An 18932-nucleotide genomic window follows, 5' to 3' on the forward strand; every position below is an offset into this window, starting at 1 on the left:
ATTCTAAATGATAGCAGATTATTTAATGTCAAAAGACCAGTAATTATGTACACATCCTGTTTTATAACCAGTAGGTTCACCTATTCCAACGCAGGCAGTTTCCCGTCTAGACGGGTAAGGGCTGTAAGGAACCTTAAAGCTGCTAGGTTGCTCTTCATTGCGTTTGTATCTGTTTTTGTTGCTGGATGTGACGCTAACAATAAGAACAGCACTGCTGCCGGGGACAGATTTATAGACTCCGTTGCCCACTCAAAAGTAGACTCTGTCGCCCAATCAAGTGAACCTACGGAGGGAGCCGAAGGCGGCATGAGCATGATTCACCAGGGAATGGATTTGATGAGGTCAGGCAAAGAAATGGTGGACAAGGGATATTCAGATCAGGACAAACCTACGGTGGAAAGAGGAATGCGAATGATAGATCAGGGTATGGAAATGACAAACTTGGGGAAAGGTATGATGGAAAAAGATAAAGGTGCTATGGCCGACCAAAATATGAGTGATGATATGGATATGATGGACACAGGCATGGATATGATGAACATGGGAAAAAACATGGCCGACAGCAGCATGAACGCAAAGGGTATGGATATGGACATGATGGATAAAGACATGCATAAGGGCATGGACATGATGGATAGAGGCATGGACATGATGGACAAGGTCGCAGATAAAATGAAGAATAACCAAATGAATAAAAGCAAAGCTCCTATGCCCAAGGATGCACCAATGGAGGATGGAGATATGTAGTTGATCGCTCTTTTAGAAAATTAGTGGTAGAAACTCCCTTTACGGAAAAATGACTTTTCTGTCTTTTTGGATGAAATCGAGAAATGTTTAGCAATGAAGTCTTTTCACGCTCTAGTTCCCTTCTTTCTTTCTGCGGCAGTGTTAGTTGCTGCGGCATGTCCTGCCGTTTCTCAAGTACCTCCGGGAGAGCATAACTCACATCACCCGCAACAATCCTCGCCTACGGCTGATTCGGCTGCAACCGATACGAGCAGCGGAAGGGGAATGCCGGGCGGAAAAGCCGACGGAACGAACAGTGGAATGGGTGGCATGGGCGAGATGATGCAGGATATGGGTAAGCCGCCCGGAAAGGAACTCTATCCTTCGCTGATGCAGTTACCGGATTTGTCACCTGAAAGACGTGCTAAAATAAGTCAGTTAGCCAATGAACGGATTGATCGGGGAAACACGCTGCTGTCTTTGGGCCTGCAAAAGCTCAGGGATGCCGCCGGAAGCCAGTATTTTGCCGGCATTCAGGAAGCAAATGAGCAAATCCGGGCCGGACAGGCGCTGGTGCAAAGCGGCCTTGCTGCGCAACAGGCATTAGCCGAAAACAAAAATCCTCGAGAAATAGCCTTAAAGTGGTTCAGGCAGGAGATGAACCTTACTCCTTACCAAGAAGTAGAACCGCCACATGGGTTTTTCGGGTTGTCGTGGTTCCACTACCTTACCATGCTGGTGTTCGCCGCATTTGCCGTTGCCATGATTTGGATGTATTTCCACAAAATGAAACGAGCCAATGCGCTCATCGAAAAACTTGCCGGAAAATCCCCCGAAAAAATACCTGCTCCAGGTGAGGCAAAGCCGGTTGCCCCGCCACCTGCTAAAGGTGAACCTGCGCCAAATGCAGAACCTGCAAAGGGTGAACCGGTGACAGCGAAGGGTACACCACCGCTGGTAGGTCCCGGCTTAGCGCCATCAAAACCAAATTCCTGGACCGGCACTTTGCTGGTTACTGAAATTTTTGATGAAACGCCCAATGTTAAAACCTTTCGCCTTACCGACCCTGCCGGTGGGAAGCTTCCCTTTAATTTTTTACCGGGGCAATTCATTACGATAACCATTAATCCTAAAGGAGTTCCTGTAAAGCGTTCTTACACCATTGCTTCATCGCCAACACATCGTGACTACTGCGAAATCACTGTTAAGCATGAAGAGAAAGGAACCGTTTCGCATTATTTGCATACCGAAGTTCACATAGGAGAACTGCTACAGTTCACGGCCCCTTCAGGCAAATTTACTTTTACAGAAGCGCATGCCGAGAGCGCCGTATTTATTGCCGGCGGAGTAGGGGTAACGCCAATGATGAGCGCCATCCGCTACCTGACCGACCGTTCGTGGAAAGGGGAAATTTATTTCTTCTTTACCTGTAAAAATGAGAGCAGCATTATTTTTCGTGAAGAGATATTGTACCTGCAAAAACGCTATCCGAATTTGCACGTCTGGTTTCTTCTTGAAGAGCCGGTCAGCAATCCCACTGATTCCTTCATTAAGGGACGCATCACGAAAGAGATTCTGGCCGAGCGGGTGCCGGATATAATAACCCGCATGATTCACATTTGCGGACCGCCTCCAATGATGAATGCTGTAAAAGAGATGCTTGATGAGCTGAAGGTGCCAAAAGAGATGGTGATGACCGAGGTGTTTGCGGGACCGCCGCCCAAACCCAAAACAGTATCACCCACTCCTGAAGAAAAAGGCAAACCACCTGTTGATGAAGAAGTCGCTAAACCTTTCACTTCTGAAGAGGCTGGAAAAACAGGGGTGGTTACATTTGCTAAATCAAACAAAACAGCAGTGCTAACGCCCGACAAATCAATACTTGAAGCATCGGAGGAAGTAGGGGTAAATATTGATTATTCATGCAGGGTAGGCACGTGTGGTATTTGCAAAATAAAACTGAATTCGGGCAAGGTAACAATGGCAGTAGAAGATGCTTTAACCGAAGACGACAAAACACAAAACATGATACTCGCCTGCCAGGCAAAAGCAACCGAAGATGTTTCGGTTGATGCATAAATTATGAAACAGGAACGGACAATTATCGGGGGCTTGCTTTTACTGCAGCTTATTCTGTGGCTCGGATTTCTTGTGCATCGTTCGCCCCGGTTTCCCGGAAGTTCAGTCGGCTGGGTGCTTGCCATTACAGCCGCCCTTCTCATGGTTGTACCGCCTCTTGTTTATTCAGCCGCAAAGCGAATAGAAGCTTTCAAACTATTCATCAGCAAAAAAATTTCGATCGGCACACTTCTAACCTGGCACATTTATACAGGCATTGCAGGCTCTATACTTGCCATCCTGCACACTGGTCACCGCTTTGAAAGCAATCTTGGCATCTGGCTCACCACCATGATGATGCTTACAATATTGAGCGGATTTATTGGTAGATATTTTCTTAGTTATTCATCGCAGGAACTGCGTGAAAAACAAGACCAGCTTAACCTGCTGGCTACGCAATACAATCAGTTAATCGGAGGTTTGGCTCAAAAGCCTGACCCCGAAATCACGTACGTTGCTTCGCATGGACTTGTGCGCCGTGCCTTTAATAGTTTTACGGGGACGGAAAATTTTTCGGCAGATACCCAAGTTCCACTTTCAATTAGGGCCTTACGCCTGGCAGAATCAATCGCTGACCTGGAATACGCTATAAAAACCCACGAATTTTTAAAACGGCGTACGGCGCGTTGGCTCTACGCTCATATTGCCACTTCCTGCGTTTTTTATCTTTTGCTCGTTTTTCACATTTGGTCAGCAATTTATTTCGGGTTGAGATGGTTCAAATGACAAAAAGAAATAAGGTAGTTAATTTTGCTCTGCTGGCTAGCGTGTTGGTATTTATTACCAGCCTGGCCTATATTAGGGTTCCGGAAAAAACCAGCATACTGGCACAAAGCCAGGTGATGCCGGGCGAATTGTCGGCGGCCCACGCGCTATTTAAATCAGATTGCAGCGCCTGCCACACGGCGGCGAAGGGCATAGACGAGGCGAAATGTGTCAGTTGCCACGCCGACAACAAGGATTTACTGGCACGCCAACCGACCGCCTTTCACGCAACTATTGGTAACTGTGCTAGCTGCCACGTAGAGCATCAGGGCGAGGAAGCGAATTTACGCGTGATGGACCACGAAGCGTTGGCGCGAATCGGCGCCAAATTAATTTCCGGTAGAAAGAACATTGTAAATCAGCCAAAAAACCCGCTATTGCCTATGGGGCATCCGCTCGTTTCGCCGCTGGTAGCCACACTTGACTGCGCCACTTGCCACAGCACCAAAGACCGCCACGCCACATTGTTTGGGCAAAACTGCGCAACCTGCCATGCCACAACTGAATGGACGATTCCGGAGTTTCAGCATCCGTCAATGCGATCGATTGAATGCGCTCAATGCCATCAGGCCCCACCCAGCCATTTTATGGAGCATTTTGAAATGGTCTCTAAAAAAGTTGCAAAGCAGGAAAACGCAGTAGTTACGCAATGTTACTCCTGTCATCAAACTACATCATGGAACGATATCAAAGGCTTGGGTCTCTACGATCATCACTAAATTACTTTGATTGTAAACCAGACCGAAAGATGATAAAAGCCATTGCCAAACATGACATTTATCATTTTGAGGCCAGTAGGAATAATATTTTTTTGCAATAAGATTTTACGATTAAAAAAGCTGGTAGTTTCAGGCTGCGCTGTTGGCTGATACTTAAGCTTGCAATACAACTGATTGTAAGCCAAATTAATCGTCCTGAGTAGAATTGTTGTGATAATCTCTAACATCAAAAACCCCCATAATGCTTCGTTTAAAGCAAATAATAAGGAGTAATAGACAATGGGTTTGGGTTGTTTCTGGCGCCGTTTCAATGCTCTTTGTATTGGCTCCCATACTACTGGTATTGGTAGAATACCATCTCGGGAGGCATCGCCTACCTTTAAAGGAGGTGGTGCTCAATTTTTACAATAATTCTTTAAGTATTGATTTGGTTAGCGGACTGATCATGATGGCGTTTCTTTCTACAGGTGGGGCTCTGGGGTATTTGTTGTTTCGATCAAAGATTGCTGCAACTCATGATAAAACTAATGATAAAATTGAAGATCTGTTGGTAAAAGGGGAATGTGCAACTATAGAATTCAAATCTTCTTTCAGGTGGGATTACCGCTTACTAAAAACAAGCAAAGAAATTGAGCTGGCAAGCTTAAAAACGATCGCTGCTTTTATGAACTCTGAAGGAGGGACCTTATTGATAGGGGTGGCTGATGATACCACTATCCTTGGGCTTGATAAAGATTATCAGTCTTTAAAAAAGGGGGATAGGGATGGGTTTGAACAGTATATCATGCAGTCCATTTCCCTGTACCTAGGAACAGAAAACTGTAAAAACCTGAAGGTTTCGTTTGTGCTTACTAATAATAATGATGTTTGCATGATACAGGTAAATAGCACAGGCACACCGGTTTTTCTAAAGCACCAGCAACACACACATTTCTATATAAGGACTGGCAATGGGACCCGTGAACTGGATATTCAGGAAGCCTTGAAATATATCAAGGGTTAATCGGGTCAATCATTTCATGAGCTGCAAAAGGAAGTAGCTGATCACAATATTTTAAATGAAGCTGAGGCTGGCTAACGGCTGACTTATACTCCAACACATCACTATGATAGAGAAAATTGTTTCCTGGTCGATACGCAACCGCTTCTTTGTCTGGCTCGGCATTATACTGGTGGTTGTGGGCGGGTTTTATTCCATCAAAGAAACCCCGGTAGATGCCCTGCCCGATCTCTCTGAAAACCAGGTGATCATTTACACGGAGTACATGGGGCGGAACCCGAAGATCATGGAAGACCAGATCACCTATCCGTTGGTTTCCAACCTGCAGGGTATTCCCAAAATTAATTCCATCCGTGCCGCCTCTATGTTTGGCATGAGTTTCATTTTTGTGGTGTTTGAGGATGATGTGGATGTGTACTGGGCCCGCACCCGTGTGCTGGAACGCCTCAACTATGCGCAACGCTTCTTGCCGCAAGGTGTTACCCCAACGCTAGGCCCCGACGGAACAGGGCTGGGGCATGTGTTCTGGTACACGCTGGAGGGTGATGGCTATAACCTTGGAGAGCTGCGGGCCCTCCAAGACTGGTACGTGAAGTTTGCCTTGCAAAATGTCGAAGGCGTCAGCGAGGTGGCCTCGTTCGGAGGCTTTCAGAAACAGTACCAGGTGACGATTGATCCGCACAAGCTGGTGTACTATGGTGTGCCTTTGATGGATGTTACCCGGGCGGTTGCTGCCAACAACCGCGATGTAGGCGGCAGCCTGTATGAAATGAACGCCACCAGCTACCTTGTCAGGGGGCTGGGTTATATCGCCAGCCTGGAAGATATAAAGGAGATATCCATTGGCACCTATAAGTCCATTCCCATCCGATTGAGCGATGTGGCCGATGTGCAGATGGGTACTGATTTACGCCTGGGTATTACCGAGGAGAACGGCGAAGGCGAAGTGGTGGGCGGCATTGTGGTGATGCGGTTCGGGGAGAATGCTAAAGACGTGATTGAGCGAGCCAAGGTGAAGATGGAAGAAGTAGCCAGAGGGCTGCCGGCAGGGGTAAAGTTCAAGACAGCCTATGACCGCAGCGATCTGATCCTGGCTTCCATCAACACCCTGACAGAGGCGCTTTGGCAAATGATCCTGATCGTATCCATCGTTGTGATTCTGTTCCTGTTCAGCTTCCGGAGCGGCATGGTGGCCATCGTATGTATCCTGCTCTCGGTGCTTATCGGCTTTATCCTGATGAGGCTGTTCGGGGTTACCTCTAACATCATGTCGCTGGGGGGCATTGCGCTGGCTATTGGGGATGTGGTCGATCCTGCCATTGTCATGGCGGAGAATGCATACAGGTCCCTTACCAAAAGGGTTCTAAACAATGAAATAGACGGTTAATATGGCAGCATCTAAAGAGAACCTGTTGAAAGAGCGCATTGGCCACACAAAGGAAATTTCGGAAGAGGAGCGCGTGGCTATTATTGAACAGTCTTCCCGTACAGTAGGGCGAGCCGTTTTCTTCTCGGTTCTGATCATGATTATTTCCTTTGCGCCCATACTTTTCCTGACGGGCCAGGAGAGGAAGCTATTTTCGCCTCTGGTGCTTACCAAAACTTTTTCGCTCATAGGCGCAGCCATACTTGCCATTACGGTTGCTCCCATGCTCACGCGCGTCCTCATGAAGGGAAAGCTCATCCCCGAAAGCCGTAACCCTGTCTCTAATTTCTTTGTCAGGTTGTACAGGCCTGCTGCCCGCTTTTCTCTGGAGTGGCGCAAAAGCGTGCTGGCTGGCTGCGTCGTTCTATTGTTGGGCAGTGTCCCCTTTGTTGTAAATCTCGGCACCGAATTCATGCCGCCGCTGGACGAAGGCTCTCTGTTGCTGATGCCTGTTACGCTACCGGATGTTTCCAATTCCGAGGCGAAGCGGATTATGCAACTGCAGGACAAGATCATCAAGGGCTTCCCGGAAGTAGAGAACGTGCTGGGCAAGGCCGGGCGTGCCTACACGGCGACAGACAACGCACCTATCAGTATGATTGAGACGATTATTGTGCTCAAGCCCAAAAAGCAATGGCGAAAGGGGCTCACCAAGGATATGCTCATCCAGGAGATGAACGACAAGATCCAGATACCCGGAGTGGTGGTAGGATGGACGATGCCGATCATTAACCGGGTGAACATGCTGTCTACCGGCATCCGCACGGACGTGGGCATTAAAATATATGGCAGCAACCTGGACAGTATATATGCTATTTCCCGACAGGTGGAGAGCACCATAAAAGGCATAGAAGGCTTGGAAGACCTGTACGTAGAGCAGCTCACGGGCGGAAAATACCTGGACATCCAGATCCGGCGCCCTGACATTGCCCGCTATGGGTTGAATGTGGATGACGTGAACATGGTGATTGAAAGTGCGCTGGGCGGCATGGTCCTCACCACTACTGTGGAAGGCAGGGAGCGTTTCAGTGTAAACCTGCGGCTGGCACAGGAGTACCGCAACGACCTGGACGAGATCAGAAGGATTCCGGTACAAACGATGGCCTACGGGGTAGTGCCGCTCTCCGCTGTGGCCGACATCAAGGTTTCCGAAGGGCCTCCGATGATCAATTCCGAGAATGCCATGCTCAGGGGAACCGTGCTTTTCAACGTGCGGGGCAGGGATATGGGCAGTGTGGTAAACGAAGCGAAGGAAAGGATTGACGAAGCCTTTAAGAAGATGCCACAGGGGTACTTTGTGGAGTGGAGCGGACAATACGAGAACCAGGTGCGGGCACAGCAGCGTCTCAGTATCATCATCCCGGTCGTGCTGCTGATCATCGCCTTTATCCTGTACATCACCTTTCACTCCTTTAAGTCGGTGCTGGTGGTTTTCATCAGTGTGCCTGTAGCACTCATCGGCGGGGTGTACTCCCTTTACTTTTACAACGTAAATTTCTCAGTGGCCGTGGCTGTGGGTTTTATAGCCCTTTTTGGCGTGGCAGTAAGTACTGGCGTGCTGATGATTGCCTATATGAACGACACTATCAGGAAGCTCGTGAAAGAAAGGGGCAACGGCCCGCAAAACATCAGCCTTCCGATGCTTAAGGATGCCATTCTGTTTGGCGCCACCCAACGGGTACGGCCGCTGCTCATGACGGTGCTGGCAAATGTTCTCGGGCTGATACCCGTGCTGGCTTCCACCGGTACGGGCAGTGATGTGATGAAGCCCATCGCCATCCCCTTTGTGTTCGGGTTGATGACCGCCACCCTCTTTGTGCTGATCGTGCTGCCGGTTATCTACAACCTGCTAAAGGAGTGGGAGTTGAGAAAGCAAGGGCAGTTAACCGTACTGGATATCGAGGAGTAGCAAAAGATACGAACCATGAAAAGAATAAGCTTGTTGTTAATTGGCCTTCTGGTTGCCACCTCCCTTCGGGGGCAGGATACGGTGCGTCTTTCTTTGCCACAGGTCTTTGAACATATAGATGAAACGTACCCGCAATTGCGCCTCTACCAAAACAGGATAAGAGGCGTCAGGGCCCTGTCCGAGGGGGCCAAAAGCTGGATGCCCCCCACTGTGTCGCTGGCCCTGGACCAGTTCCCATACCGGAAGGAGATGGTGGAGACCATGCCAGTCAACCTGGCGGGCTATATGCTGTCGTTGGAGCAGATGATACCCAACCCGGCGAAGCTCAATGCCCGTAAAAGATACATCCTCTCGCAGGAGAACGTTTTGCGGCAGGAAGAGAAATGGGCAAAGAATGTGCTGCACTATACGGCGCGTGTTTACTATTACCGACGCTATACGGCCGAGAAAAAATTAATGGTAGTAAGCGAATACAGCGACCTGCTGAGGATGCTGATTACAACAGCAAAGGACAGGTACGTCTATAATCAGTCTGACCTGCCCACGGTGTTCAAGGCAGAGGCCCTGTTGAGCGAACTGAACAACATGGAGACCATGCTACGGTCGCAGGTGGCCGAGAGCAGTATAGGCCTGAACACGCTGATGAGCCGGGACGTAGACACGCCTTTTCTGATCGATTCCGTCTTACAGCCAACCGATTACCAACGCGACTTGGCGGTTGTGGCGGACTCTTCCTTCCTGAAGCGTAGCGACATCCTGGCCATGGAGAGCCGTATCCAGTCCATGCGCAGCAATCAGCGTTTGATGGCTACTGGGGCCAAGCCCGATTTTGGGATTCAGTTCAATCACAGCCAGATGAATGAAATGCCGAACACATTCTCTGTTATGGGTATGGTCACCATCCCGATTGCCCCCTGGTCCTCCCGGATGTACAAGTCAGAAGTACGTTCTATGGAGTTTGACATACGGGCCATGGAGAATGAAAAAGCCACCATGCAGCTGATGGCCAATCAAATGATTCGGGAGAAAATCACCATGCTCGCCTACGAAAGCCGCCAGTTGCAGAATTACCAAACGACCATTATACCGGCTTACCGCAACAACCTGCAAAGCAACCTGCTGGCTTACCGCCAGAACACGGGAAACTTCTTTGTGCTACTGGATGCCTGGAACATGCTGCTGATGAAGGAAATGGAACGCATCGATAAGCTGGGGCAGGTTTTCAACCTGCAGGCTGAGTACGAATACCAACGGGAAATCAACTAGCACCATGAGAAAAAGAATCCCAACTGTCACGAAACGGCTATTAGCAATAGGCTTTGTGGCTTCCCTATTGCTTACAGCAGTATCCTGTGGCTCAGAGCCTGCTGACGAACACCAAGCGGGCCATGCCGGGCAAGCATCTCAGGAAGGGGTTGAAATGGGGACGTCCCGGGAGGCAGGCCATGAAGACCATGGGCAGATAAGCCGGCAGGTGCCGGGCGAGCAGCAGGCGGCAGGCAGCACGGATGAAGTCTTCTGGAGTACCTTACCTGCCAATCAAACCGTTATCTCCAGGCAGGCGGTGGTGCAGGCAAGCGACAGTAGCATGCAGTACAGCTTTTCCGGTAAGGGCTATGTTGATTTTGATCAGCGGCGCAGCCGAAAGTTTGCGGTGCGTGTGGGGGGACGCATCGAGCGGCTATATGTAAAGTATAACTACCAGTATGTGCGGAAGGGCGAAAAATTGATGGAACTCTACAGCCCGGAACTGAACACGTTTGTAGAGGAGTTCTTATTCGTCAGCCGCCAAAGCAAAGATCCGGTGCTGCTCGACAAGGCAAGGCGAAAATTGAGGCTCCTAGGGTTGACAGAGGCTCAGATAGATCAGTTTGCCCGCAGTGGCCGGGCGCCTTACACCATTTCCGTTTACAGCCCCTACGAAGGGTATGTGTTGTTTAGTCCCTCCGGCTCCGGGGGGGCATGAGCACCGGAGCGGGTACAGGAAGTGGGGGCATGGGGGAGATGGGAGTTGCAGGCCGTTCCACCAGCATACCCGGCACCGCCTTACCCGATAACAGCATAAGAGAGGGCATGTATGTGAGCAAAGACCAGACGGTATTCTGGGTAAACGATTTCCTGGAAGCCTGGGGCATCGTCGCCTTCACCAGCGATGCGGAGAAGTTTCTTGACCTGGGGCGGGAGATAGTGGTTACAAGCGAGCTGCTCCCGGAGCAGCCTCTTCGTTCGGTTATCGGCATGGTGGAGCCGGTGTACGCCAGCGGGCAGAAATTCACGCAGGTGCGCCTGTACCTGCCCAATGCCGACCGACAGCTAAAGCAGAACTCCCTTCTGACGGCCACGGCCTCTGCCCCTGCCCACGTAAAATCGACTGTCGTGCCGGCCACCAGTGTCTACTACGTGGGCAGAACAGCCATTGTGTGGGTACGGAAAGGCACTTCAAAGGAAGGCAGCAATGTTTTTCAGGCAAGGGCTGTCCAGGTGGGGCGCCAGAATAAGGAGATGACAGAGATAAAGGAAGGACTCAGGCCCAATGAATGGGTAGCCTTGGACGCAAGCTATTTAACGGATAGTGAAACAATCATACAGTATTGAGGTAGCGGATCATGAAAATGAGACATTCAACTATGAGTATATGTGCATTTCTTTCAGGGATCCTGTTGATCGCTTCCTGCTCTAGCGGCAAAGAACAACATGCGGCACACGAGGCAGACAACACTGCCGGTAACATGGAGATGATTACTTTGAGCAAGCAGGATGAAGTATATGCCAACATTACCATTGACACTGCGAAAGTACAATCTATAAGTGAAGTAACTACGCTGGTGGGCACTACAGCGTTCGATGAGAGAAAAGTAGTGGTGGTGACCTCCCGCGTACGGGGCCGGATAGACCGGTTGTTCGTGCGCAATCCCCTGGAGCCGGTAAAACAGGGGCAGCCGCTATATGCTTTGTACAGCGAAGAACTGCTTTCGCTTGAAAACGAGTTGCTAAATGCCCTGCAACAGCGGGAAAAGTTCGGGGCCATGCAGGAGGTGATGGACCAGCTGGTGGAAAGCGCCCGTCAGCGCTTGCTGCTGTATGGGCTGACAGCGGCGCAGGTGCGGGAAATCGAGAGAAGCGGGGAGGCCTCGTCATTGATCACCTTTTACAGCCCGGCATCTGGTTACCTGACGGAACTACCGGTAAGCCAGGGCCAGTATGTGGAGATGGGCACGCCCTTGTTCCGGATTGCGGATGTCTCTGCCTTATGGATTGAATCACAGCTGTATACCAGCGAACTGCGCTGGCTCAGCAAGCAGCCCTCGGTTCTCGTTACGTTTGAGGCTTTCCCGGACGAGACGTATACGGCGGTCCCGGTTTTCGATAACCCTACGGTGGAACCCGGGCAGAAGATCAGCCTGGTGCGTTTTATAATCCAAAACCACGGAAACAAAGTCAAGCCGGGCATGATGGCATACCTCAGCGTACGCAGAAACGAGAAGCAGGCATTGGTCATTCCAAAGTCCGCTCTTTTGATTGGCAGCATGACAACGGCCTGGGTTAAAACAGCGGATGGCATGTACGAGAGCCGGGCCATAGCTACAGGCATACAAAACAAACAGGAGGTGGAAGTGCTCAGCGGAATCAAAGAGGGCGAAGCGGTGGTGGCTACCGGCGCCTATGCCCTTAAGAGCGCCCAGGTGCTGAAGAGCGGCACCGGCATGGGCGGCATGAAGATGTAAGTATCTTAAATAAAAAGTTATAAAAGGCTTTTAAAGGAAAGAGCTCGGTTTACGGCAAACAAACAGGAAGAAATATGCTGGTTAAGCAACCATACACAAAAGACATAGCTGCCCTTGTAGCCGAGATGCACTCAGAGGTACAGCGCGGGTTATCCAGTAAAGAGGCCGACAAGCTGCTACAGCAGTATGGGCAGAACCTGATCCAGGCTGAGAAGCAAAGAAGACTGCTAACCATGCTTTTGCAACAGTTCGCAAGTCCTATGGTTTTACTGCTGCTGTTTGCTGCCGTACTGTCCTTCTTTTTTCAGGAGTGGCTGGATGGAACGGCTATCTTAGCCGTAGTCCTCATTAATGCATTGATTGGCTTTTACATGGAACTCCAGGCCAATCGCTCCATGAATGCCCTGAGACATATGGTCTCTCTGTCAGCCAAGGTGATTCGCGATGGAAGTCTTCAGGAGGTCCCTTCTGAAAATGTGGTGCCAGGCGATGTGCTTTATGTGGAGGCTGGAGACATGATACTGGCGGATGCGCGCATTTTTAACCCTACACAGCTGGAGGTTGATGAGTCCGCGTTGACCGGAGAGTCGCTTCCGGTGACAAAGGACGTGGCAGTGTTAGCAGGAGAGGTGCCCTTGGCTGAGCGGGTTAACATGCTTTTTAAAGGAACCTTTGTGACCAAGGGGAACGCCTATGCCTTAGTGACTGGAACCGGCATGGGCACAGAGCTTGGCAAGATAGCTTCACTGGTACAGCAGGCTGAGCAGACTGCCACTCCATTAGAGAAAAAACTGGAACAACTCAGCAAAAAACTAATCTGGATAACCGTGGGGCTGGTAATCGTAATCTTCTTTGCAGGTCTGGCTCAAGGCGCTGAATGGGTGAAGGTACTGGAGGTGTCTATTGCACTGGCGGTGGCCGCCATTCCGGAAGGGCTGCCGATCGTGGCTACCTTAGCCTTGGCTCAGGGTATGCTCCGGATGGCCAAGCACAATGTAATTGTGAAAAAGCTGGCCGCCGTAGAAACCCTCGGGGGTACCAATGTAATTTGTACCGACAAAACCGGAACCCTTACCCAGAATATAATATCAGTTAACACCATTCTAATACCCGCCGGTAAAACGGAAGTAGAATACAGGGCTGACGGCACTGTAGGGGTCCCTCTGGAAGTACGAAATTCAAAAAACTATCAAAAGATAGTGGAAGCTGCTATTCTCTGTAGTACGGCTAACCTGGAGATGAAAGATAATGTATTGCGGGAGGTGGGGGATCCGCTGGAAGTAGGTCTTTTAAAGTTTTCTACTACTGAAGGTAAAGATATACACCAGGTAAGAGAGAAGTTCCTGAAAATAAGAGAAGAGGCCTTTACCTCTGAGACAAAAATAATGGCGACGCTCCATGAGGATGGGAATGCCTCTATCGTGTTTGCTAAAGGAGCTGTGGAAGAGCTGCTACAAAAATGCACCAGTATTCTGCAAGAAGGAGAATTGCAAGATTTTTCAGACAGACAAAAAGCAGGCTGGATCGCTCAGGCCGAGCTGCTGGCTTCAGAAGGCTTACGGCTGCTGGCTTTTGCTTATAAAGAAACACACTCTTTACAAGAAGGCATAACGCAGGGGCTGGTTTTTACAGGTATTCTTGGGCTTTTGGATCCTCCGCGTGTAGAAGTGTCAACAGCGCTGGATGAATGTAGATCCGCTGGTATCAACGTCATCATGATAACAGGTGACCACCCGGCCACAGCAAGAAACATTGCCTTAAAGCTAGGGCTTCTAGGCGACAAAGAGCTCCCTATCATGCATGGTAAAGACATGAAGGACTTTGCCGATCTGACCAATCAGGATAAAAAAAGTTGGTTAGAATCCGTGGTTTTTGCCCGTGTTACGCCAAAACAAAAGATAGACTTAGTGACGCTTTTGCAGGAGAACAGGTACATTGTGGGAATGACAGGGGATGGTGTTAATGATGCTCCTGCGATAAAGAAGGCCGACATTGGTATTGCGATGGGGCTGCGCGGTACCCAGGTGGCGCAGGAAGTGTCGGACATGGTCTTGAAAGATGACTCTTTTACCTCTATCGTAGTAGCCATCAAACAAGGCAGGATCATCTTTGAGAACATTAAGAAGTTTGTTGCCTATTTGCTTTCCTGTAACCTGAGCGAGCTGTTTGTGGTCGCTCTTGCCTCTGTCTTGAACCTGCACTTTGCCTTGGTACCGTTGCAAATCCTTTTTATCAATCTTGTTACCGATGTGCTTCCGGCGTTGGCCTTAGGTGTCACCGAGGGGAATGATTTGATTATGAAGGACAAGCCCCGCAACCCGGATACACCTATCATCGACAACAAGCAGTGGAAGGCTGTTTTTACCTATGCAGCCGTTATAACGCTCTGTGTGCTGGGAGCTGTGTTTACCAGTCACTATTTATACCACCAAACGGAGTTCTGGAACCCGCAGCTATGCAACAACATCCTGTTCTTCACGCTTGTATTCTCCCAGTTGTGGCACGTGTTCAACATGTCCTCTGCAAAAGTATCCTTCTTCAAGAGTGAGGTAGTGAAGAACAAGTACGTATGGTATGCGCTTACTTTGTGTATTGTGCTAGTTGCTACTGTGTATTTCGCACAGCCGCTTAGGGATGTGTTATCGCTTTATGCCATGAGCGCTGGAGATTGGATGATCAGTCTAGGCTTTAGCTTTCTCTCCCTGCTGATCATTCAGGTTTTAAAAAGAACGCGTCTCATTGTGTGAAATAGTTAGGAATTAAAGAGAGAAAAGCAATGGGCTTAGAAGAAGAATAGCAAAAGTGTCAACCATTATGTATATACAAAAAGCATCAGGAGAAAAAGTCCCTTTTTCGGAGGGCAAACTGCGTAAGTCCTTGGTTAAGGCCGGGGCAGGAAAAAAACTGGCAAATGAGATAGCACACCAGATAGCGCAAAGTATAGTACCCGGCTCTTCTACGCAAAAGATATATGAAGATGCCTTCAAGCTTTTGGAGAATAACTCTCAGCCTATTGCTGGAAAATATAAATTAAAGGCAGCTATCATGGAGTTGGGCCCCTCCGGATTTCCATTTGAAAGATATATTGGAGCAATTTTGAAACACCAAAGCTTTGATGTGCAGGTAGGGCAGATTGTACAGGGGCATTGTGTGAAACATGAAATTGACGTGATTGCCTTAAAGGGGGATCGCCATTTCATGATAGAATGCAAGTTTCACAACCGGCCTGGGTTCCGGTGCGATGTAAAAATTCCACTTTACATACAATCCCGCTTTAAAGATATAGAACAACAGTGGTTAAAGTTACCTGGTCATGGCGTGAAATTCCATCAGGGCTGGGTTGTCACCAATACCCGTTTTACCAGTGATGCCATTCAGTATGGGACTTGCGCCGGCTTACATCTGGTTGGCTGGAACTATCCCCCTAAACATAGCTTAAATGAAATGATTGATGCGTCTGGTTTATACCCGATTACCTGCCTGACATCCCTTACCAAAGCTGAAAAAGACAAATTACTAGAAAGCGACATAGTGCTTTGCCAGGAGCTATGTGACCATGAGGAGCTGTTGCACAAGTTGGGAATAAGTCCAGAACGAATCCCAATTATCCTGAAAGAAGGGTATGAGTTATGTCATAATCCTGCCTATCAAAATACTTTAAAATGAGAAGTTATGGACTCTAAAATAACTATACAATTCCTGGGAGCCGCAGGTACTGTAACCGGTTCTAAATATCTTGTCAAAGCCGCAGGCAAGCAACTATTAATTGACTGTGGATTGTTCCAGGGGCTAAAAGAGCTGCGGGATTTAAACTGGGAGGAGCCGCCTTTGCAGGTAGCAGAAATTGACCTTGTGCTACTAACACATGCACATCTTGACCACACAGGCTATTTGCCTCGCTTGGTAAGTTTGGGATTCAAAGGGAGCGTTCTAGGAACAGCACCCACCCTGGGCATAACCGAAATAATTTTAAAGGATAGTGCAAAAATTCAGGAAGAGGACGCTGCTCGTGCAAATAAGCAGGGGTATTCGAAACATAAACCGGCAAAACCGCTTTACACCCTGCTGGATGTAGAGCGCACGATCGCTTGTTTTTCATCGCAACCATTAGATGTGTGGGTTGATTTATACCCAGGTATCCGGGTTCGGTTCAACTATAACGGGCACATCATCGGCGCCACCTTTATTGAGCTGGAGGTAGAGGGGAAAAGGCTGGTTTTTTCAGGTGACATCGGGCGGGAAAACGATATGCTGCTTTATCCTCCCCATTTGCCGAAGCAGGCGGATGTTTTGTTTATTGAAAGTACTTATGGTAACCGCTTGCATCCTGCTGTAGACGCTGAACTCGAACTAAAAAACTTAATCTGGGAAGTATGGAAAAAGGAAGGACCTCTTATCATTCCAAGCTTTGCAGTTGAGCGTACCCAGAGCTTTTTGTTTCTTTTATGGAAAATGAAGCAAAATAACAGCCTGCCTGACATTCCCATCATTATGGATAGCCCCATGGGAAGATCGGTTTTGAACATATTCCATCATGCCCCTGAGTGGCACAAGATGTCCCCTGAAGAATGTGCTGAAATGTGCAAAAATATCAAGGTGGTAAAAAGCATAGCTGAAAGCAAAAGTGCTGTTAATGCTCCTGGTCCGAAGATCATTATCGCCGGTAGTGGCATGGTGACAGGCGGAAGGGTTTTAAGCTACCTGGAAAAACACCTGGATGATCCTGATGCAACTATTTTGCTCATCGGTTACCAGGCGGAAGGGACACGTGGCAGGCAGCTGCAGGAAGGAGCGCATGAACTGAAAATGTTTGGGCGCTATTTTCCTGTGCGGGCAACTGTTAAAAACATGGAAGGGTTATCGGGACATGCTGATCAAGGTGAACTTATCAGATGGTTAGGAAAACTGACGAAGGCCCCTAAACCCATATTTATTGTCCACGGGGAATTGCCGGCTGCAGAAGCCCTGCGTAACAAAATAAAAGAAGTTTATGGCTGGGAGGCCACGCTTCCGGCATTGTATAGCATTCACGCGGTATAGTCCCATGAGGCACGATCAATTAAAATTCAAGAAACTCGGCATTGACACGCAGCAGGAGCATGTGGTCTATATGCGCTCAGATTGCCACATATGTAAATCGGAGGGCTTTTCAGCCTTAACACGCATAAAAGTGTCGAACAACGACAAATCCATAGTTGCCAGTCTCAATGTAATTGAGTCCGAGCTTTTATCTCCAGGCGAAATCAGTTTGTCAAAAGGAGCCCGGGAAGCTTTACAGGTACCGGAAAAGGCTTACTTGATTTTATCCCATATACCGCCGGTAGAATCAATGAAGTTTGTACGGTCCAAGATTTATGGACACACGCTTACCTTCAACGCACTTCAGGAAATTATGGTGGATATAGTTCAAGGGAATTATTCGAATGTGGATATAGCTGCTTTTATTACAGGGTGTGCTGGAAAAATGAGTGTAGAAGAAGTCACTGGTCTGACAACGGCTATGGTGGAGGTGGGGGAAAGGCTTGACTGGGGAATGCCTGTAGTAGCTGACAAACACTGTGTAGGTGGTCTGCCTGGAAATAGAACCACCCCTATAGTAGTTTCTATTGTTGCCGCCTGTGGACTAACAATTCCCAAAACTTCATCAAGGGCTATTACCTCACCGGCAGGTACAGCCGATACCTTGGAAACTATTACGCGTGTTAATCTCTCTCTTGAAGAAATTAAGCAGGTTGTTAAAAAAGAGGGTGGGTGTTTTGCCTGGGGTGGATCAGTTAAATTAAGTCCGGCAGATGATCTGCTTATTCGAGTGGAACGGGCACTGGATATAGACAGTGAAGGACAATTGATTGCATCAGTGTTATCTAAAAAAGTTTCTGCTGGCGCCACGCATGTCGTCATAGACATTCCCGTTGGTGAAACTGCCAAAATAAGAAGTCGCAAGACAGCAGAGACGCTGAAAGAACGCCTGGAAAAAGTAGCTGCCACCGTTGGGCTCCGGTTAAAGGTTGTGCTAACAGATGGCACCCAACCAGTAGGCCGGGGTATAGGCCCCGCCTTAGAGGCAATGGATGTGCTAGCGGTTCTTAAAAACGAAACTTCTGCCCCCCAGGAGCTGAAGGAAAGAGCAATTCTATTAGCTGGCGCCCTGCTGGAATTAGCAGGAAAAGTGCCAAACGGGCAAGGTGTTGTAGTCGCAAAAGAAGTTTTAGCGACAGGCAGAGCTTTTGAAAAGTTTAAGGCTATCTGTCTTGCGCAAGGAGGATTTACCATGCCTGCCTTTGCTGCATTTAGCTATCAGGTTAAAGCGGAGAAAGCCGGCACAGTAAACAAAATTGATAACCGCCGGCTTGCAAAAGTTGCCAAGCTTGCCGGTGCACCGGATGATCCTGCAGCAGGCGTTCTATTCGATGCGCCGTTAGGAAAGAAAGTAGCGCTAAACGAAGTGCTGTACACCATTTTTGCAGAGTCGGAGGGGGAGTTATCCTATGCCCTGGAATATGTATTCAACGAAAAAGATATTATTACTATCATCTAAAGCACA

Annotated in this window: 15 protein-coding genes; all 15 read left to right on the plus strand. The window is 48.7% G+C overall.

Annotated elements, in window-relative coordinates; genetic code table 11:
• The first annotated feature begins 147 nt into the window (after positions 1-147).
• The 15 genes from C1N53_RS22305 (at position 148) to C1N53_RS22375 (ending at position 18926) form a co-directional block, all read left to right on the plus strand.
• On the plus strand, positions 148-747 hold the full coding sequence (locus C1N53_RS22305) for a hypothetical protein (protein ID WP_025603924.1): 600 nt from the start codon (positions 148-150) through the stop codon (positions 745-747).
• Positions 748-840: 93 nt separating this feature from the next.
• Positions 841-2805 (plus strand): FAD-binding oxidoreductase, encoded by a 1965-nt coding sequence (locus C1N53_RS22310; protein ID WP_137761684.1) that lies wholly within the window; start codon positions 841-843, stop codon positions 2803-2805.
• 3 nt (positions 2806-2808) lie between these two features.
• A complete protein-coding gene (locus tag C1N53_RS22315; RefSeq protein ID WP_036774791.1) occupies positions 2809-3570 on the plus strand; it encodes a hypothetical protein in 762 nt (253 codons plus the stop codon).
• Complete coding sequence (locus C1N53_RS22320) at positions 3567-4328, plus strand: cytochrome c3 family protein (RefSeq protein ID WP_237151221.1); 762 nt, start codon at positions 3567-3569, stop codon at positions 4326-4328. Before C1N53_RS22315 ends, C1N53_RS22320 begins: the two co-directional genes overlap by 4 nt.
• A 241-nt stretch (positions 4329-4569) precedes the next feature.
• Positions 4570-5331 (plus strand): helix-turn-helix domain-containing protein, encoded by a 762-nt coding sequence (locus C1N53_RS22325; protein ID WP_137761685.1) that lies wholly within the window; start codon positions 4570-4572, stop codon positions 5329-5331.
• Between the two features lie 103 nt (positions 5332-5434).
• Positions 5435-6715, plus strand: a complete 1281-nt coding sequence (locus tag C1N53_RS22905) for an efflux RND transporter permease subunit (RefSeq protein ID WP_137761686.1) — start codon at positions 5435-5437, stop codon at positions 6713-6715.
• Between the two features lies 1 nt (position 6716).
• The gene (locus C1N53_RS22910; RefSeq protein ID WP_051364264.1) at positions 6717-8663 is read left to right on the plus strand and encodes an efflux RND transporter permease subunit; all 1947 of its coding nucleotides are present in this window, start codon (positions 6717-6719) and stop codon (positions 8661-8663) included.
• A 15-nt stretch (positions 8664-8678) separates the two neighbouring features.
• Positions 8679-9929, plus strand: a complete 1251-nt coding sequence (locus C1N53_RS22340) for a TolC family protein (RefSeq protein ID WP_137761687.1) — start codon at positions 8679-8681, stop codon at positions 9927-9929.
• Positions 9930-9933: 4 nt separating this feature from the next.
• A complete protein-coding gene (locus C1N53_RS22915; protein WP_137761688.1) occupies positions 9934-10629 on the plus strand; it encodes an efflux RND transporter periplasmic adaptor subunit in 696 nt (231 codons plus the stop codon).
• Positions 10626-11258, plus strand: a complete 633-nt coding sequence (locus C1N53_RS22920; RefSeq protein ID WP_137761689.1) for an efflux RND transporter periplasmic adaptor subunit — start codon at positions 10626-10628, stop codon at positions 11256-11258. Before C1N53_RS22915 ends, C1N53_RS22920 begins: the two co-directional genes overlap by 4 nt.
• A 32-nt stretch (positions 11259-11290) precedes the next feature.
• A complete protein-coding gene (locus C1N53_RS22355; protein WP_168194107.1) occupies positions 11291-12388 on the plus strand; it encodes an efflux RND transporter periplasmic adaptor subunit in 1098 nt (365 codons plus the stop codon).
• A 74-nt stretch (positions 12389-12462) separates the two neighbouring features.
• On the plus strand, positions 12463-15135 hold the full coding sequence (locus C1N53_RS22360) for a cation-transporting P-type ATPase (protein WP_137761691.1): 2673 nt from the start codon (positions 12463-12465) through the stop codon (positions 15133-15135).
• A 67-nt stretch (positions 15136-15202) separates the two neighbouring features.
• A complete protein-coding gene (locus C1N53_RS22365) occupies positions 15203-16054 on the plus strand; it encodes an ATP cone domain-containing protein (protein ID WP_137761692.1) in 852 nt (283 codons plus the stop codon).
• A 6-nt stretch (positions 16055-16060) separates the two neighbouring features.
• Positions 16061-17428 carry an MBL fold metallo-hydrolase RNA specificity domain-containing protein gene (locus C1N53_RS22370; protein ID WP_137761693.1) on the plus strand — a complete coding sequence of 456 codons (1368 nt, stop codon included), beginning with the start codon at positions 16061-16063 and terminating at the stop codon, positions 17426-17428.
• Between the two features lie 4 nt (positions 17429-17432).
• Positions 17433-18926 carry a thymidine phosphorylase family protein gene (locus tag C1N53_RS22375; protein ID WP_137761694.1) on the plus strand — a complete coding sequence of 498 codons (1494 nt, stop codon included), beginning with the start codon at positions 17433-17435 and terminating at the stop codon, positions 18924-18926.
• Positions 18927-18932: the final 6 nt, after the last annotated feature.

It is taken from the genome of Pontibacter sp. SGAir0037, from assembly GCF_005491705.1.
GTDB lineage: Bacteria > Bacteroidota > Bacteroidia > Cytophagales > Hymenobacteraceae > Pontibacter.

What these genes read in the sequence shown, in the direction of transcription:
- C1N53_RS22315 (WP_036774791.1), top strand. Translation starts at nt 2,809, where the DNA reads ATGAAACAGGAACGGACAATTATCGGGGGCTTGCTTTTACTGCAGCTT.
- C1N53_RS22320 (WP_237151221.1), top strand. Translation starts at nt 3,567, where the DNA reads ATGACAAAAAGAAATAAGGTAGTTAATTTTGCTCTGCTGGCTAGCGTG.
- C1N53_RS22340 (WP_137761687.1), top strand. Translation starts at nt 8,679, where the DNA reads ATGAAAAGAATAAGCTTGTTGTTAATTGGCCTTCTGGTTGCCACCTCC.
- C1N53_RS22375 (WP_137761694.1), top strand. Translation starts at nt 17,433, where the DNA reads ATGAGGCACGATCAATTAAAATTCAAGAAACTCGGCATTGACACGCAG.
- C1N53_RS22310 (WP_137761684.1), top strand. Translation starts at nt 841, where the DNA reads ATGAAGTCTTTTCACGCTCTAGTTCCCTTCTTTCTTTCTGCGGCAGTG.
- C1N53_RS22370 (WP_137761693.1), top strand. Translation starts at nt 16,061, where the DNA reads ATGGACTCTAAAATAACTATACAATTCCTGGGAGCCGCAGGTACTGTA.
- C1N53_RS22915 (WP_137761688.1), top strand. Translation starts at nt 9,934, where the DNA reads ATGAGAAAAAGAATCCCAACTGTCACGAAACGGCTATTAGCAATAGGC.
- C1N53_RS22365 (WP_137761692.1), top strand. Translation starts at nt 15,203, where the DNA reads ATGTATATACAAAAAGCATCAGGAGAAAAAGTCCCTTTTTCGGAGGGC.
- C1N53_RS22325 (WP_137761685.1), top strand. Translation starts at nt 4,570, where the DNA reads ATGCTTCGTTTAAAGCAAATAATAAGGAGTAATAGACAATGGGTTTGG.
- C1N53_RS22910 (WP_051364264.1), top strand. Translation starts at nt 6,717, where the DNA reads ATGGCAGCATCTAAAGAGAACCTGTTGAAAGAGCGCATTGGCCACACA.
- C1N53_RS22360 (WP_137761691.1), top strand. Translation starts at nt 12,463, where the DNA reads ATGCTGGTTAAGCAACCATACACAAAAGACATAGCTGCCCTTGTAGCC.
- C1N53_RS22920 (WP_137761689.1), top strand. Translation starts at nt 10,626, where the DNA reads ATGAGCACCGGAGCGGGTACAGGAAGTGGGGGCATGGGGGAGATGGGA.
- C1N53_RS22355 (WP_168194107.1), top strand. Translation starts at nt 11,291, where the DNA reads ATGAGTATATGTGCATTTCTTTCAGGGATCCTGTTGATCGCTTCCTGC.
- C1N53_RS22905 (WP_137761686.1), top strand. Translation starts at nt 5,435, where the DNA reads ATGATAGAGAAAATTGTTTCCTGGTCGATACGCAACCGCTTCTTTGTC.